This is a genomic window from Kineosporia rhizophila, assembly GCF_021277265.1.
In the GTDB taxonomy this organism is placed as follows: domain Bacteria; phylum Actinomycetota; class Actinomycetes; order Actinomycetales; family Kineosporiaceae; genus Kineosporia; species Kineosporia rhizophila.
This window is the reverse complement of sequence record NZ_JAJSOH010000017.1, coordinates 35,582-50,441: the sequence shown is the minus strand read 5'-3', so window position 1 is coordinate 50,441 and position 14,860 is coordinate 35,582. Positions and strand designations below refer to the sequence as shown.

The following is a 14,860-nucleotide window of genomic DNA, read 5'->3' as shown; positions in this document are numbered from 1 at the left end:
CCCGTTTCCTTGCTCACGAGGACTTCGCCCCCAGCCAGACCGCGAAACCGATCAGCATCGTGAGACCGACGACCCAGGCCACCAGGCCCTCGGTCACCGGGCCGAGCCGGCCCAGCGACATGCCGCCCGGGTCCGGGGACTCACTGATCGTGGTCAGGAAGGCGATGACGTCCCGCTTCTCCTCCGGGCCGATGGTCTGGTCCGGGAAGACCGGCATCGACTGGGGGCCGCTGATCATGGCTTCGTAGATGTACTTCGGCTCGACGTCGGTCAGCGGCGGGGCGAACTTGCCCCGGGTCAGCGCACCGCGGGAACCGGCCGCGTTGTGGCACATGGCGCAGTTGGTGCGGAAGATCGCGGCACCCTTGGAGACGTCGCCCTGGGCGGGGTCGAGCAGCTCCTCGTCCGGGATGGCCGGGCCGGCGCCGAGGCTGGCGACGTAGGCGGACAGCTGGGCCGTCTGCTCGTCGCTGAGCTCGACGGTGGCCTCGGGGGCCTGCGGGCCGCTCATGGCCAGCGGCATGCGGCCGGTGCCGACCTGGAAGTCGACCGAGGCCGCGCCGACGCCGATCAGCGAGGGGGCCTCGTTGCGGCCCTCCGCGTCGAGGCCGTGGCAGGTGGAGCAGTTGGCGAGGAAGAGCTTGCGGCCCTCCTCGATGTCGTCGGCCGAGGCTGTGCTGGTCGAGGCATCCGCCGTGCTGGGCATCACGGCGGCGTAGGCCACGCCCGTCACGAGCAGGCCGAGCAGCACGATCAGTGCTGTGGCCAACGGGTGCCGCCGCCGGGCAGCGAGTGCGCTCACGATGTAGAACTCCTACGTTCCGAGGTAGGTACAGGCGAAACGGCCTGCGTCGTAGCGGTCATCGGGTTTCTCACTTGATGACGTAGATGACGAAGAAGAGACCGATCCAGACCACGTCCACGAAGTGCCAGTAGTACGACGTGACGATGGCGCTGGTGGCCTCCGCATGGCCGAAGCGCTTGGCCGCGAAACTGCGGCCGATGATCAGCAGGAAGGCGATGAGCCCACCGGTGACGTGCATACCGTGGAAACCGGTGGTCATGTAGAAGACCGAGCCGTACCCGTTGGTGCCGAGGGTCAGGCCCTCCGCGATCAGGTGTGCGTACTCGTACACCTGGCCGCAGATGAAGACGGCGCCCGCGACGTACGTCAGCAGGTACCACTCCCGCATGCCCCAGTTGCGCCACTTGTGCTCGCGGGTCCAGGGGGCCCACCAGGTGCCGAGGGCGCTCGGCTGGAAACGCTCGGCGGCGAACACGCCCATCTGGCACCAGACGGAACTGAGCACCAGGTTGATCGTGTTGATCGTCGAGAAAGGGATGTCGAGCTTGAGCGGCTCGGTCGCCCACAGTTCGGGCTGGACGGCACGGATCGTGAAGTACATCGCGAAGAGACCCGCGAAGAACATCAGCTCGCTGGAGAGCCAAACGATCGTGCCGACCTGAACCATGTTGGGTCGGTTGAGAGTCGCATGAACGTTCGGCCCTGCCGGGCCGTCTACTGCCGCTACGGATGCCACGGGCGTCATTATGGCCTCACGCCGATCCGGATGTAGGACGGGGGGCACTTGTCTGCCCCTCGCCGTGTCCTAACTGTTGCCTGAGCGGGTTTCCCGCAGGTGGTGGAGGGTTTCGCAAGGCTCGTATCACGTAATTCGGCAGAGCCTTCCGGACCGCGGTCACCACCCGCCGGTCGCTGCTCGTCATAGGCCGTCACGTGAGGCTTCATCGGCTCACCGAACGCCTTCCTGTTGCCTTCACCCCACGTTCGCCGGGCAATTCCCTCCGACACGCGGAGTCGTTCACCCGGTATCCCGACGACTTTCCCGTCTCCCGGCGTGTCGGCACTTCGAGACCTCCGGGAGGGCTCGGTCGAACGGGGCCGGCCGTCGCTTTCGGTCACTGCCGGCCGACCATCCGGGTGGGGGCACGATCCGGCCCTTCGGTACGATCACGCTCGACACGCAGGCATCCGTCGGACCCATCGGATCGAGAACCGCGAGCGGGCCGGGCGGGGGCACGTGAGGGAATGAATCACGCCTCCAGGAGAGCGATCGATGACGACGACCTCGGCCCATCGCGGCGCCACTGCTTCCACCGGTGACCACTCGGGCGACGCACTGGTGCCGCTGCCGCCCAGCGAGCCCGACGCCCACGAGGACCCACGGCTGAGCGGCGCCCAGCCGGTGTCCGGGCCCAAGCCGGTCTCGGTGCTGCTGTACAGCGACGACTCGGACGTGCGCACCAAGGTGCGGATGGCCATCGGCAAGCGACTCGCGGTCGACCTGCCCCCGGTGCAGTGGACCGAGTGCGCCACTCCGGCGGCCGTGATCAGCGCGGTGGACAACGGTGGTTTCGACGTCCTGGTGCTGGACGGCGAGGCGGTCCCGGCCGGTGGCATGGGGGTCTGCCGTCAGCTCAAGGAAGAGATCTTCGAGTGCCCGCCGATCCTGGTGCTCACCGGCCGCCCGCAGGACGCCTGGCTGGCCACCTGGTCCCGGGCCGACGCCGCGGTGCCGCACCCGCTCGACCCCCGTGCCCTGGCCGAGGCGGTCACCGTCCTGGCCCGACGTCGCAGAGGCTGATTCTGATGTCGACCACCGCCGGCCTGACCTGGCCGCACCTGATCACCGCCCTCATCTCGGGGCAGGACCTCTCCCGGGAGGACACCGAGTGGGCGATGGAGCAGGTCATGACCGACCGCTCGAACCCGGTCCAGCTGGCCGCCTTCCTGGTCGCCCTGCGGGCCAAGGGTGAGACGGTGCAGGAGCTCGCCGGGCTGGTCGAGGTCATGCTCCGGCACGCGGTCCGGATCGAGATCCCGGGCCCGGCCGTGGACATCGTCGGCACCGGTGGCGACATGCACAAGACGGTGAACATCTCGACCATGTCCTCGCTGGTCGCGGCCGGCGCCGGGGTCCGGGTGATCAAGCACGGCAACCGGGCCGCGTCCTCCTCCTCCGGCGCCGCCGACGTGCTGGAGGCCCTGGGGCTGCGTCTGGACCTGCCCACCGAGCGGGTGGTCGAGGTGGCGGGCGAGGTCGGGATCACCTTCCTGTTCGCCATGAAGTTCCACCCCGCGCTGCGTTTCGCCGGTCCCACCCGGGCCGAGCTCAAGGTGCCCACGGCGTTCAACTTCCTCGGGCCGCTGACCAACCCGGCCCAGCCCGGCATCTCGGCGATCGGCTGCGCCAACCTGCGGATGGCCCCGATCATGGCCGGGGTGCTGGCCGAACGGGGCGACTCGGCGCTGGTCTTCCGGGGCGAGGACGGCCTGGACGAGCTCTCCACCACCGGCCCCTCGCGGGTCTGGCAGGTGCGCGACGGCCAGGTCGACGAGACCCTGTTCGATCCGGCCGATCTCGGTCTCCCCCGGGCCACGCTGGAAGATCTGCGCGGTGGCGACCCGCAGCACAACGCCGACGTGGTGCGCTCGCTGCTGGCCGGCGAGCCGGGTCCGGTGCGTGATGCGGTGGTGCTCAACGCGGGGGCCGCGCTGGCCGCTGCCGGCAACGGCGACGGTGACCTGGTCAAGCAGATCAGCGAGGGTGTGCAGAAGGCCACCCAGTCGATCGACAGCGGCGCCGCGGCCGACGTGCTCGAGCGCTGGGTCGCCGCCACCAACGCCTGATTTCCTGCTTTAAGACGTCCGAACCGGCGAACGCTGGACCCGCACCTATTGGTGCGGGCCGGGTGAACGAAAGAGCCCCTGGTCCGTGGACCAGGGGCTCTTCTCGCTTCAAGAGGCGGATCAGGCCTTCCAGTCCGCGAACGACTCGTTCCAGACGGTGTACCCGTTGCCCCACTCCAGCTTGCGGTCGCTGTTCTCGTAGACCACCACGTCACCGACCTTGGAGTGGTCGAACAGCCACTTGGCCGCCTCGGTGGTCATGCCCGTGCAGCCGTGGCTGACGTTCGCGCTGCCCTGCTGACCGGCCGACCAGGGCGCGGCGTGGATGAACTCGCCGCTGTAGGTGAGGCGCATCGCGTACTTCGCCTCGATGTCGTAGTAGTCGGCGTCGCCCTTCTCGATCCCGATCGTGGAAGAACGCATCCGGTGCGACGTCTCGCGGCTCATGATCACCTTGATCCCGTTGCGGGTGGCCATCGAGGCCTTCCCCGTGGTCACCGGGATGGTGCGGACGACCTTGCCGTTCTTGCGGACCGTCATCTTGTGACCGGCCACGTCGACGGTGCTGATCATCTCGTCGCCGATGGTGAAGTCGGACTGCGACTTCTGCTTCTTGCCGTAGACGCCCTTGGCCACCTCGACCCCGGCCAGGTCGGCGGTCACCTTCACGTCGGTGCCGGGCTCCCAGTACTTCGCCGGGCGCCACCACACCTGGGTGCCGCTCATCCACTGCCAGGCGCCCTCGACCTTGTCGTCGCCGGTGTCGACCTCGAGGGCCTCTTCGACGCCCGCCCGCCTGCTCTCGCTGACCGACTGGGACAGCTCGACCACGACCGGCATGCCCACGCCGACGGTCCAGCCGTCACCGGGCACCACGTAGGCGGAGACCGTGCCCTCGGGGGTCAGGGTGGAGAAGGAGGACCGCTCCTCGGTGGCCACCCCGTCCGCGTTCGAGGCCTTGACCTGGACCGTGTAGCCCATCGCGGCCTTCAGCGCGGTCTTGCTGGTCCACTCGGTCTGGTCCTCGTTTAGCTTGCCCTTGACCTTCTTGCCGGTCGCGGTGGAGACGTTGACCTCGGAGATCGTGCCGTCCTCGACCGCCACCTTGATCTTCTTGGCAAGCTTGACCTTCTTCGTGCCGTCGCCCGGCGTGATCGTCACCGCGGCCGGGGCCGCCGCCGGCGTCTCCTCGACCTGGTTCTGCGAGCCCCCGGAGCCGCCCGCGCCACCCGGTCCGGCACTGTCGGAATCGCCGGACTGGCACCCGGCCAGGGCGATCAGCGCGGCCAGGGCCGCGGCCACCACCCCGGCTCTGCGCGTCCTTCTTGCGCCGACGACACGACTCATCACTTCTACCCACCTGATTCAGACAGATTCCGACTGCACCCGTTCATGCAGCGACGCCCCTAAGACGCGTCGAAGGCGGGCATCGGTTGCAATGTTTCGCTTAAGGGAGTGTATCGGCCGCACTTGAGAACCACCTGAAACATCATGGATCTCTCAAGCATTCCTCCCCTATCGGTCTGCTGAGCGCACCCTGGACCCGCCGGGACCACCCAGACGGCCCACTCCCGGGCCTGCTCGTCCCGCTCGGGCCGGGCAAAACGACGGCGCCCACGGTCCGGGGACCGTGGGCGCCGAGTGGTGCGGGTGGATCAGTGGGCGTGCTCGCCCCGGTAGAACTCGTAGACCCAGCCGACGAGGCCGATGCCGAGCATCAGGACACCCATCGCGACCAGCCAGAAGCCGACCGCCAGACCGGCGAAGATCACGGCGGCGGCGGCCGAGACGGCCAGCGGCCACCACGAGTGCGGCGCGAACTCACCGAGCTCGCCGGCGCCCTCGGCGATCTCACCGTAGGGGTTGTCCTCCGGGCGGGCGTCGATGTGCCGGGCCGTGTAGGCCAGGTACGCACCGATCATGACCGACAGGCCGCCGGTGAGGAACAGGCAGGACGTGCCGACCCACTCGTTCCAGTCGGTGACCACGCCGTAGACGATGCCGAAGGCGAAGAACAGAGGCGTCCCGCCGATGAAGATCCAGCTCTCTACCTTCACTTCTGCACCCCCTGGTTACCGGAGCCGTTACCGGGCTCGTCCGGGGCGTTCAGGCCCGGACCGCGTTCGTGGACGTCACCCTCGCCGTAGATCTTCTGGAGGAGACCCTTGTCCGGCGTGGGGTGATCGGCTGCCGCGATCTCCGGGTGGTGCAGGTCGAGCGCCGGGCGCTCGGACCGGATCCGGGGCAGCGAGTTGAAGTTGTGCCGCGGCGGCGGGCAGGACGTGGCCCACTCCAGGGTGTTGGCGAAGCCCCAGGGGTCGTCCACCGTGATCAGCGGCGCGCTCTTCCAGGTCTTGTAGACGTTCCAGGCGAACGGGACCACCGAGAGCGCCAGGATCACCGAGAACACCGTGGAGATCTGGTTGTAGAGCGTGAAGCCGTCTTCCGGCAGGTAGTCGGCGTAACGGCGGGGCATGCCCTCGACCCCCAGCCAGTGCTGGATCAGGAAGGTGCCGTGGAAGCCGATGAAGGTCAGCCAGAAGTGCACCTGGCCGAGCCGGTCGTCGAGCATCCGGCCGGTGAGCTTGGGCCACCAGAAGTAGAAACCGCCGTACATCGCGAACACCACGGTCCCGAACACCACGTAGTGGAAGTGCGCCACCACGAAGTAGGAGTCGGACAGCTGGAAGTCCAGCGGCGGGGAGCTCAGGATGATGCCGGTGAGACCACCGAAGAGGAAGGTCACCAGGAAGCCGATGGCCCAGACCATCGGGGCCTCGAAGGTGATCGACCCGCCCCACATGGTGCCGACCCAGTTGAAGAACTTCACCCCGGTGGGCACCGCGATCAGCATCGTCATGAAGGCGAAGAACGGCAGCGCGACCTGACCGGTGACGTACATGTGGTGGGCCCACACCGACACCGACAGGGCGGCGATGGCGATGGTGGCGAACACCAGCGTCTTGTAACCGAAGATCGGCTTGCGGCTGAAGACCGGCAGGATCTCGCTGATGATGCCGAAGAACGGCAGGGCGATGATGTAGACCTCGGGGTGACCGAAGAACCAGAACAGGTGCTGCCACAGCAGCGCCCCGCCGTTCTCCGGGTCGAAGATCGTTGCCCCGAACCGCCGGTCGGCGCCCAGCGCCATCAGCGCCGCGGCCAGCGGCGGGAAGGCCATGATCACCAGGATCGAGGTGATCAGCACGTTCCAGGTGAACAGGCCCATCCGGAACATGGTCATGCCGGGGGCACGCATGCAGATGATGGTGGTGATGAAGTTGACCGCACCGAGGATGGTGCCCAGACCGCTCAGCGCCAGGCCGAACACCCACAGGTCACCGCCGAGCCCCGGCGAGTACACCGAGTTGGACAGCGGCGCGTAGGCGAACCAGCCGAACGAGGCCGCACCCTGCGGGGTGAGGAAGCCGGAGACCGCGATCAGGCTGCCGAACAGGTAGAGCCAGTACGACAGCATGTTCAGCCGCGGGAACGCCACGTCGGGCGCGCCGATCTGCAGCGGCATGATCGCGTTGGCGAAACCGGCGAACAGCGGCGTCGCGAACATCAGGAGCATGATCGTGCCGTGCATCGTGAAGAGCTGGTTGTACTGCTCTTTCGTGCTGGCGATCTGCATGCCCGGGGTGAACAGCTCGAGGCGGATCAGCACCGCCATCAGGCCACCGAGCAGGAAGAACATGAAGGACGAGATCAGGTAGAGATTCCCGATCACCTTGTGGTCGGTGCTGGTCAGCCACTTGACCACGGTGCGGCCCTTGACGGCCGGCACGGGCCGGGCGACGTACTCCGGCTCCCCGACGTTGAACGTAGCTGTCATCGCTGGACCTCTGCCGTCTTCGATTCGGTCGAGAAGGACTGGGCGTCGCTGTTGCCCGCCTCCTCGGCGTCCGAGCTCTCCGGGGCCATCTCGCTACGGCCGAGCTCGGTCTCGAGCTGACCGGTCTGGCCGCGCGCCTCGAGGTCGGCCATGTGCTGGTCGTACTCGGCCTGGCTGACCACCTCGACGTTGAACAGCATCTCGGAGTGGTACTCGCCGCACAGCTCCGCGCACTTGCCCTTGAAGCTGCCCTCGACGGCCGGGGTGACCTGGAACTTGTTCTCGATCCCGGGGATCATGTCCATCTTCATCAGGAAGGCGGGGATCCAGAACGAGTGGATGACGTCGCGCGAGGTGAGGTCGAACTGGACGCGCTTGCCGACCGGCAGGTACAGCGTCGGCAGCTCGGCCTCCGCGCCCTCGTTGCCGTCGAGCTGGCCCATCACGCCGGACTCGTAGACGTCGCTGTCCTTGTAGTTGAAGTCCCACGACCACTGCTTGCCCACGACGCCGATGGTGACGTCGGGCTTCTCGCTGGTGTCGAGGATCTCCGACTGGTCACGGGCCGTGTACCCGAAGAGCACCGCGATCATCATGACCGGGATGACCGTGTACATGACCTCCAGCGGGAGGTGGTAGCGGATCTGCGCGGGCACACCGGTCTCGCCCTTACGGCGCCGGTACGCGATCATGCACCAGATCACCAGGCCCCAGACGATCGCACCGACGATCAGTGCGGCGATCCAGGAACCACGCCACAGATCGCTGATCCGCTCGGTGTGGTCGGTGGCCCCCACGCTGTCTTCGGGGAACCACCCTCGCTGCACCGCATCGGTGCAGCCGGACAAAGTCAGTAGAGCAGCGCCGGCCAAACCCACGGCAACTGCACGGGCGCGCCGACGCGCCTTGCCAAACCCCTCGTGCGAACGCAACGGCGGCCTTCCCACGGTCTCGTCCCGGTGCCCGGTCATCGCCTGTGACCCCGAGTGCTTTTGCTGAATTTTCATGCTCCCGATTTCTCGTTCGTGAGCAGGGTAGCGGGTGCCTCCGACAGCGCCCGCGATGGGTCGGACTTGGTATCGGCGTGGCGTGCCAGGGACGAGAGACACTGCGGGGATGACTTACGGTCCCCCGGCTCGACCAGGCGTTCCTCACCCGGAAGGAGTACGGGCGCAACGGACTTATCTGGACGCATCCACTGTCGCACCGCTTCACCCGTCCGGACGGGAAGCCTGGCACACAGCGGTCGCGGAGGGTTGGGCGGACCCGCGCCGACTGCACCGGGAAGGGCGTTCGGCCCGTCTCCTGCTCGAGGGCGCGCGCGAGTCGATCGCCGCTGACCTGGGCGCCCGCACCGAGGAGCTGGTGTTCACCGGCTCCCACACCGAGGCCGTGCACGCAGCCGTGCTGGGCACCCTGCACGCCCGGCGCCGGGTGGGGCGCCGGGTGGTGATGTCGGCGGTCGAGCACTCCGCGGTCCTGCACGCCGCCGAGTTCTCCGGCGAGCCCGTCCTGATTCCGGTCGACCGGCTCGGGCGTGTCGAACTGCCGGCCTTCGGCGAGGCCGTGTCGGGCGAAGGTGTCGCGCTGGCCTGTCTCCAGGCGGCGAACGGTGAGGTGGGCACGCTGCAGCCGGTGGGTGCGGCGGCCGAGGCGACCAAGAAGGCCGGTGTCCCCTTACTGGTCGATGCAGCGGCCGCGGCCGGACACACGTCCATAGATCCGAACTGGGACCTGCTGACGGCCGACCCGCGATCCTGGGGCGCGCCGGACGGGCTGGGGGTGCTGGCGATCCGCGCCAACACCCGCTGGCTCTCGCCCTATCCCGCCGACGAGGGAACCGAGAAGGTCCCCGGCTCGGTCTCGGTTCCGAGTGCGCTGGCCGCGGCGGTCGTGCTGCGGGCGGTCACCGCGCAGCGGGCCGAACTGAGCCGGGTGCGGCGTGAGCTCACCGACCGGATCCGGGCGGCGGCGGCCGCGGTCCCCGACACCGAGGTGGTGGGCGACCCGGACGAGCGACTGCCCCACCTGGTCACTTTCTCCAGCCTGTACGTGGACGGCGAAGCAATCGTGAACGACCTGGACCGTCGGGGGTTCGCGGTGGGTTCCGGGTCGGCCTGCACGGCGTCCACCCTGGAACCCAGTCACGTACTGGCCGCCATGGGCGTACTCACCCACGGGAACGTGCGCGTGGGGCTGCCGGTGGACGTACGGCCCGAGGCCGTGGAGCGCTTCTGCGCCGCCCTTCCCGAGGCGGTGGCCCAGGTGCGTTCGCTGCTGGGCGCCGAGGATCTGTAGCTTTCCACCAATGGACGATGGTGGTCAGTCGGTCGTGGACGCTCGGGGACTGCGGTGCCCCCTGCCGATCATCCGCCTGGCCGCCGCCGCGAAGCTGGCCGTGCCGGGCAGTGTGGTCACCGTGCTGAGTACTGATCCGGCGGCCGAGCCGGACATCGCGGCCTGGTGCCGGCTGCGCGGCGCGGAGGTGGTCGATCAGGAATGGACGATCGACGAGACCGGTCGTTTCCTGCGCAGCGAGGTACGGGTCAGACCGGGCGACTGAACACGGCCGGGCGGGGTAGGAGCAGCGCTTCTTCCAGGCGGGCGCGGTACTCCTGACGGCCGATCTCCACCACCCCGAGGCTGGCCAGGTGGTCTGTACGCCACTGCACATCGAGCAGCCGGCGCTCGTCACCGTCTTCCATCAGCATCCGGACCAGAGCCACCAGCGCGACCTTCGAGGCGTCGGTCTCGCGGTGGAACATCGACTCCCCCGCGAACAGACCGCCGATACCCACGCCGTACAGGCCGCCCGCGAGCCGGCCGTCGCGCCAGCACTCGACCGAGTGTGCCCACCCCAGGTCGTGCAGCCGACGGTAGGCCTCGGCGATCCGCGGGGTGATCCAGCGACCTGGCCGGCGCACGTCCGCGCAACCGGCCAGGACCTCCTCGAACGCCGTGTCCACCCGGACCTCGAAGGTGTTCAGGGCCTTGCGGAGCGAGCGGCTGACCTTGAGCCCGCCCAGCGGCAGGACGCCGCGCGGATCGGGCGACCACCAGCCGAGCGGGCCCCGGCCGTGCCGGCCGAGGCCCATCGGGAAGACCGCCGAGCGGTAGCCGGCCAGCAGCGTGCCGGGTTCCAGGTCGGCGCCCACCCCGATCAGGTCCTCACCCGGCACGGCCACCGACAGGTCGAAGGCGTACCGGCTGGCCAGCGGCTCCACCGGTTGCGCAGTCATTCCGGTCGACCCTCCGAAGCCCGCCTCGTCCCGCCGGTGCCGCTCGTCTTCTCCCCGCACGCCGTCTCGCACTGGCCCTCGGCGCTACGGGCGGAAGGTGACGAGGTGCGGCTCCAGTTCGGCCGCCGCGGCCTCGCCGTAGACGGAGGTGAAGCGCTCGACGAAACCGGCCCGGGACAGGTTGTACTCCTGCGGCCCGACCGTCTCCAGCACCAGCGTGGCCAGCGTGGCCCCGACCTGGGCGCTGCGCTCGGGGCTGAGGCCCCAGGCGATACCGGCCAGGAAGCCGGCCCGGAAGGCGTCGCCGATACCCGTCGGGTCGGCCAGGCGGGTGGCCGGGACGATCGGCACGTGGATCGTCTCCTCGCCCTTGACCTCGATGAACACGCCCTTCTCGCCGTGCGTGGTGACCCGCATGCCGACCCGGCCGAGGATCTCCTCGGCGCTCCAGCCGGTCTTGGACTCGATCAGCCCGGCCTCGTAGTCGTTGCTGAACAGGTAGGTCGCGCCGTCGATGTACTGGCGGATCAGCGGGCCGTCGGCCCAGGCCAGCTGCTGGGAGGGGTCGGCCGCGAACGGGATGCCGCGCGAGCGGCACTCCTCGGTGTGCCGGAGCATCGCCTCGGGGTCGTTGGGGCTGACCACGACCAGGTCGAGCGGGCCCTCGGCGGACAGCGGGCCGAGCTCGATCTGGCTGGCCTCGGACATCGCCCCCGGGTAGAAGGAGGCGATCTGGGCCTGCTCGGAGTCGGTGGTGCAGATGAACCGGGCGGTGTGCAGGGTCTGCGAGATCCGCACTCCGGAGCAGTCCACGTTGTGCCGCTCCAGCCAGGACCGGTACTCGGCGAAGTCCTCACCGGCCGAGCCCACCAGCAGCGGCCGCAGCCCGAGGTTGCCCAGGCCGAAGGAGATGTTGCAGCCGACGCCACCGCGCCGGATCTGCAGGTCCCCGACGAGGAAGGAGAGGGAGACCTTCTCCAGCTGCTCCTTGAGCAGACTGTCGGCGAAACGCCCGTCGAAGGTCATGAGGTGGTCGGTCGCGATGGATCCGGTAACGGCGATACGCACGACTGGGAAGCCTACCGGTGACTGCGCTCCGGGGAACCGACCAACCGCCCGCGAGTGCCCACAAAACCGAACAGGCCGCACCCGGTGGGTGCGGCCTGTTCGAAGGCGGTGCGGATCAGTGGAAGCTGTCTCCACAGGCGCAGCTGCCCTGGGCGTTCGGGTTGTCGATGGTGAAGCCCTGCTTCGCGATCGTGTCGGCGAAGTCGATCGAGGCACCCTCGAGGTACGGGGCGCTCATCCGGTCGACGACGACACCGACGCCGTCGAAGTCGCGGACCAGGTCACCGTCGAGCGTGCGCTCGTCGAAGTACAGCTCGTAGATCAGACCGGAGCAGCCACCCGGCTGGACTGCGATGCGCAGCCGCAGGTCGTCGCGGCCCTCCTGCTCGAGCAGGCTCTTCACCTTGCTGGTGGCGACGTCGGTGAGCAGCACGCCGTGCGCCGGCTTCGCCTCGGTCGCGACGGTGCTCTGCTCGGTCTCGTTGACGGTCATGCGTAGATCTCCTGCTCGTTGAACGGTCAGGTCGGCCAGTTCTGCGTACCGGTCAGCAGCGATCAGGCCCGGGGAATTCCCGGTTCTGCCGACGAATCCGTGCCTTCAGCGTACGTCACCTGCGGGGCGACCAGGTGCGGGCCACCCGCTGGGCCCGGTCGGCCAGGCGCCCGGCCGGATCGGCGAGCGAGGCCTGCACCTCGGCGGCGTTACGGGCCACCGGGTAGGCCGACTCGACGCCGACCGACAGCAGCTCGCGCCGCCCGACCAGGACCTGACCGGCCACCGCCACCGTGGGTACGGCGGCCTCCTGGGCCAGCCGGGCCACCGCGGTGACCACCTTCCCGCGCAGCGACTGCCAGTCCAGGCTGCCCTCACCGGTGACCACCAGGCCCGCTCCCTGGAGCCGTTCGGCCAGGCCCACCGCCTCGGTGACCAGGGCGGCGCCGATCTGCCGGGTGGCGCCGAGCAGGAGCAGCCCGAAGGCCAGGCCCCCTCCGGCGCCGGAACCGGCCTCGGCGACCAGCCGCTGCGGCTGCCCGAGGGCGTCCACCGCCGCCCGGGCGAAGTCGCCCAGGGCCAGGTCGAGCTCCTGGGCCTGTTGCGGGCTCGCCCCCTTCTCCTTGGCGTGCAGCGCACTGACGCCCTTGAAGCCGAGCAGGACCACGTCGGAGTCGGTGGCCGCGATCAGCTCGACCCCGCTCAGGCGCTCGCGCAACTGGTTGAGGGAGGTCAGTCGCTCGGCCGTGATGCCCTTGAGCGCCAGGCCGCCCGCCCGCAGCCCTTCGGGTACCGGCAGCCCCAGGGAGGTGGCCAGGCCGGCCAGCATCCCGGCCCCGCCGTCGTTGGTGACCACTCCCCCGACGCCGACCACGATGCGGGTGGCGCCGGTCTGCACCGCCGCGCCGATCAGGGTGCCCAGCCCGAAGCTGGTGGCCGTGCCCGGGTCGCGCCCACCGGGCGGCACCAGCTCCGGCCCGCAGGCCTGGGCCGCCTCGAGATATGCGGTGTTCTGCACGCTTTCGCCAGGCGTGACGAAGATAACGGCCAGCGCCGGGCCGTCGGCCGGACCGGTGACCTCGACCGGGACCAGACGGCCGGGCAGCCCCGCCGCCAGCGCGTCCACGAATCCCTGCGCGCCGTCCGACAGCGGGCAAAGATCCAGGTCATCGGTGGGTGCATGACGTTGCCAGCCCTCGGCCAGGGCCTGCGCCGCGGCCGGCGCGGTGAGGGTGCCGGAGAAGCTGTCGGGGGCGATTACCACACGCACTGCGAAATCATGTCATGGGATGATGACCGAATGACTACGAGGACCGAAGGACCGGTCGAGTCCCTCCCCGAGAGCAGGCCTTCCGGCGTGTCCTCGTTCGCCGAGCCGGCCTCCTCCCCCACCGCCCTGCTGCTCCTGGGCCAGGCCCAGGACCTGGGCAGCGAGCGCGGGGTCGAGTGCCCCGGAGACCTGCCGGTGGCCTCCGACCCGGACCTGGTGGCCCGGGCCCACGCCGCCCGCCAGAAGCTCGGCAGCAACGCCTTCGTGCTGGGCCACCACTACCAGCGCGACGAGGTGATCGACTTCGCCGACGTCACCGGCGACTCGTTCAAGCTCGCCCGCGACGCCGCCAACCGCCCCGACGCCGAGTTCATCGTGTTCTGCGGCGTGCACTTCATGGCCGAGAGCGCCGACATCCTGACCGCCAGCCACCAGCAGGTCGTGCTGCCGGACCTGGCCGCGGGCTGCTCGATGGCCGACATGGCCGCGATCGGGCAGGTCGAGGAGGCCTGGGACGCGCTGGTCGAGGCCGGGGTGGCCGAGGACGTGGTGCCGATCACCTACATGAACTCCTCGGCCGCGATCAAGGCCTTCACCGGCCGGCACGGCGGCACGGTGTGCACCTCCTCGAACGCGCGGGTGGCGCTGGACTGGGCCTTCGAGCAGCGCCCGGCCGGCCGGGGCAAGGTGTTCTTCCTGCCCGACCAGCACCTGGGCCGCAACACCGCGGTGCGGGACCTGGGCTTCTCGCCGGACGACTGCGTGGTCTACAACCCGCACAAGCCGATGGGCGGGCTCACCGTCGAGCAGCTGAAGAACGCCCGGATGATCCTCTGGCGGGGGCACTGCTCGGTGCACGGCCGTTTCACCGCCGACAACGTGGCGACCGTGCGTCGCCGGGTGCCGGACGTGAACGTGCTGGTCCACCCCGAGTGCACGTACGAGGTGGTCTCGCAGGCCGACCAGGTCGGCTCCACCGAGTACATCATCCGCACGATCGAGTCGGCTCCGGCCGGCAGCGCCTGGGCGATCGGCACCGAGCTGAACCTGGTGCGGCGCCTGGCCAAGGCGCACCCGGAGCTGAAGATCAGCTACCTCGACCGCACGGTCTGCTTCTGCTCCACGATGAACCGGATCGACCTGCCGCACCTGGTCTGGTCCCTGGAGTCGCTGGCGGCCGGGCGCCCGGTCAACCGGATCGTGGTCGACCCGGAGGTGGCCCACTGGGCCCGGGTGGCGCTCGACCAGATGCTGGCACTGCCCGGTATCTGAGGGCTGGACCCGAAGAGGGGACGCATGA

Annotated in this window: 15 protein-coding genes; 5 read left to right on the top strand and 10 right to left on the bottom strand. The window is 69.3% G+C overall.

Annotated elements, in window-relative coordinates; all coding sequences use genetic code 11:
• Positions 1 to 13 precede the first annotated feature (13 nt).
• Both qcrC and ctaE read right to left on the bottom strand, forming a co-directional pair.
• On the bottom strand, positions 14 to 802 hold the full coding sequence (qcrC, locus tag LWF15_RS22610; RefSeq protein WP_232812902.1) for a cytochrome bc1 complex diheme cytochrome c subunit: 789 nt from the start codon (positions 800 to 802) through the stop codon (positions 14 to 16).
• A gap of 70 nt (positions 803 to 872) precedes the next feature.
• On the bottom strand, positions 873 to 1,550 hold the full coding sequence (ctaE, locus tag LWF15_RS22605) for an aa3-type cytochrome oxidase subunit III (RefSeq protein WP_408623787.1): 678 nt from the start codon (positions 1,548 to 1,550) through the stop codon (positions 873 to 875).
• Between the two features lie 657 nt (positions 1,551 to 2,207).
• Between ctaE and LWF15_RS22600 the strand changes: the two genes are divergently transcribed.
• On the top strand, positions 2,208 to 2,606 hold the full coding sequence (locus tag LWF15_RS22600; RefSeq protein WP_408623826.1) for a response regulator transcription factor: 399 nt from the start codon (positions 2,208 to 2,210) through the stop codon (positions 2,604 to 2,606).
• Between the two features lie 5 nt (positions 2,607 to 2,611).
• Positions 2,612 to 3,652: an anthranilate phosphoribosyltransferase gene (gene trpD / locus LWF15_RS22595; protein WP_232812899.1), complete on the top strand. Its 1,041-nt coding sequence runs from the start codon at positions 2,612 to 2,614 to the stop codon at positions 3,650 to 3,652.
• 120 nt (positions 3,653 to 3,772) lie between these two features.
• Here trpD and LWF15_RS22590 read toward each other — a convergent pair whose 3' ends face one another.
• The 4 genes from LWF15_RS22590 to ctaC form a co-directional block, all read right to left on the bottom strand.
• Complete coding sequence (locus tag LWF15_RS22590; protein WP_232812898.1) at positions 3,773 to 4,999, bottom strand: L,D-transpeptidase; 1,227 nt, start codon at positions 4,997 to 4,999, stop codon at positions 3,773 to 3,775.
• 308 nt (positions 5,000 to 5,307) lie between these two features.
• Positions 5,308 to 5,709, bottom strand: a complete 402-nt coding sequence (locus tag LWF15_RS22585; protein ID WP_232812897.1) for a cytochrome c oxidase subunit 4 — start codon at positions 5,707 to 5,709, stop codon at positions 5,308 to 5,310.
• Complete coding sequence (ctaD, locus tag LWF15_RS22580; RefSeq protein ID WP_232812896.1) at positions 5,706 to 7,490, bottom strand: aa3-type cytochrome oxidase subunit I; 1,785 nt, start codon at positions 7,488 to 7,490, stop codon at positions 5,706 to 5,708. Before ctaD ends, LWF15_RS22585 begins: the two co-directional genes overlap by 4 nt.
• Positions 7,487 to 8,461 carry an aa3-type cytochrome oxidase subunit II gene (ctaC, locus tag LWF15_RS22575; RefSeq protein WP_456298977.1) on the bottom strand — a complete coding sequence of 325 codons (975 nt, stop codon included), beginning with the start codon at positions 8,459 to 8,461 and terminating at the stop codon, positions 7,487 to 7,489. The genes ctaD and ctaC overlap by 4 nt, the downstream gene beginning before the upstream one ends.
• A gap of 145 nt (positions 8,462 to 8,606) precedes the next feature.
• Between ctaC and LWF15_RS22570 the strand changes: the two genes are divergently transcribed.
• Both LWF15_RS22570 and LWF15_RS22565 read left to right on the top strand, forming a co-directional pair.
• Entirely contained in the window at positions 8,607 to 9,788 is a 1,182-nt protein-coding gene (locus tag LWF15_RS22570; RefSeq protein ID WP_232812894.1) for a cysteine desulfurase family protein, read from the top strand.
• Between the two features lie 10 nt (positions 9,789 to 9,798).
• Positions 9,799 to 10,053, top strand: coding sequence for a sulfurtransferase TusA family protein (locus tag LWF15_RS22565; RefSeq protein ID WP_232812893.1), 255 nt, complete (start codon positions 9,799 to 9,801; stop codon positions 10,051 to 10,053).
• Here LWF15_RS22565 and aat read toward each other — a convergent pair.
• The 4 genes from aat to LWF15_RS22545 all read right to left on the bottom strand — a co-directional run bounded on the left by aat (position 10,037) and on the right by LWF15_RS22545 (position 13,560).
• Entirely contained in the window at positions 10,037 to 10,729 is a 693-nt protein-coding gene (aat, locus tag LWF15_RS22560; RefSeq protein WP_232812892.1) for a leucyl/phenylalanyl-tRNA--protein transferase, read from the bottom strand. The two genes, LWF15_RS22565 and aat, sit on opposite strands and share 17 nt — an antisense overlap.
• Positions 10,730 to 10,813: 84 nt before the next feature.
• The gene (locus tag LWF15_RS22555) at positions 10,814 to 11,797 is read right to left on the bottom strand and encodes a carbohydrate kinase family protein (protein ID WP_232812891.1); all 984 of its coding nucleotides are present in this window, start codon (positions 11,795 to 11,797) and stop codon (positions 10,814 to 10,816) included.
• A gap of 115 nt (positions 11,798 to 11,912) precedes the next feature.
• Positions 11,913 to 12,290: a HesB/IscA family protein gene (locus LWF15_RS22550; RefSeq protein WP_232812890.1), complete on the bottom strand. Its 378-nt coding sequence runs from the start codon at positions 12,288 to 12,290 to the stop codon at positions 11,913 to 11,915.
• Positions 12,291 to 12,405: 115 nt separating this feature from the next.
• Complete coding sequence (locus tag LWF15_RS22545) at positions 12,406 to 13,560, bottom strand: glycerate kinase family protein (RefSeq protein WP_232812889.1); 1,155 nt, start codon at positions 13,558 to 13,560, stop codon at positions 12,406 to 12,408.
• Positions 13,561 to 13,590: 30 nt separating this feature from the next.
• On the opposite strand from LWF15_RS22545, the gene nadA reads away from it, so the two are divergent.
• Positions 13,591 to 14,832 carry a quinolinate synthase NadA gene (gene nadA / locus LWF15_RS22540; RefSeq protein WP_232812888.1) on the top strand — a complete coding sequence of 414 codons (1,242 nt, stop codon included), beginning with the start codon at positions 13,591 to 13,593 and terminating at the stop codon, positions 14,830 to 14,832.
• Positions 14,833 to 14,860: the final 28 nt, after the last annotated feature.

Coding starts and splice junctions, on each gene's coding strand:
- ctaE (WP_408623787.1), bottom strand. CDS start 1,550: ATGACGCCCGTGGCATCCGTAGCGGCAGTAGACGGCCCGGCAGGGCCG.
- trpD (WP_232812899.1), top strand. CDS start 2,612: ATGTCGACCACCGCCGGCCTGACCTGGCCGCACCTGATCACCGCCCTC.
- LWF15_RS22590 (WP_232812898.1), bottom strand. CDS start 4,999: ATGAGTCGTGTCGTCGGCGCAAGAAGGACGCGCAGAGCCGGGGTGGTG.
- ctaD (WP_232812896.1), bottom strand. CDS start 7,490: ATGACAGCTACGTTCAACGTCGGGGAGCCGGAGTACGTCGCCCGGCCC.
- ctaC (WP_456298977.1), bottom strand. CDS start 8,461: ATGACCGGGCACCGGGACGAGACCGTGGGAAGGCCGCCGTTGCGTTCG.
- LWF15_RS22570 (WP_232812894.1), top strand. CDS start 8,607: ATGACTTACGGTCCCCCGGCTCGACCAGGCGTTCCTCACCCGGAAGGA.
- LWF15_RS22565 (WP_232812893.1), top strand. CDS start 9,799: ATGGACGATGGTGGTCAGTCGGTCGTGGACGCTCGGGGACTGCGGTGC.
- aat (WP_232812892.1), bottom strand. CDS start 10,729: ATGACTGCGCAACCGGTGGAGCCGCTGGCCAGCCGGTACGCCTTCGAC.
- LWF15_RS22550 (WP_232812890.1), bottom strand. CDS start 12,290: ATGACCGTCAACGAGACCGAGCAGAGCACCGTCGCGACCGAGGCGAAG.
- nadA (WP_232812888.1), top strand. CDS start 13,591: ATGACTACGAGGACCGAAGGACCGGTCGAGTCCCTCCCCGAGAGCAGG.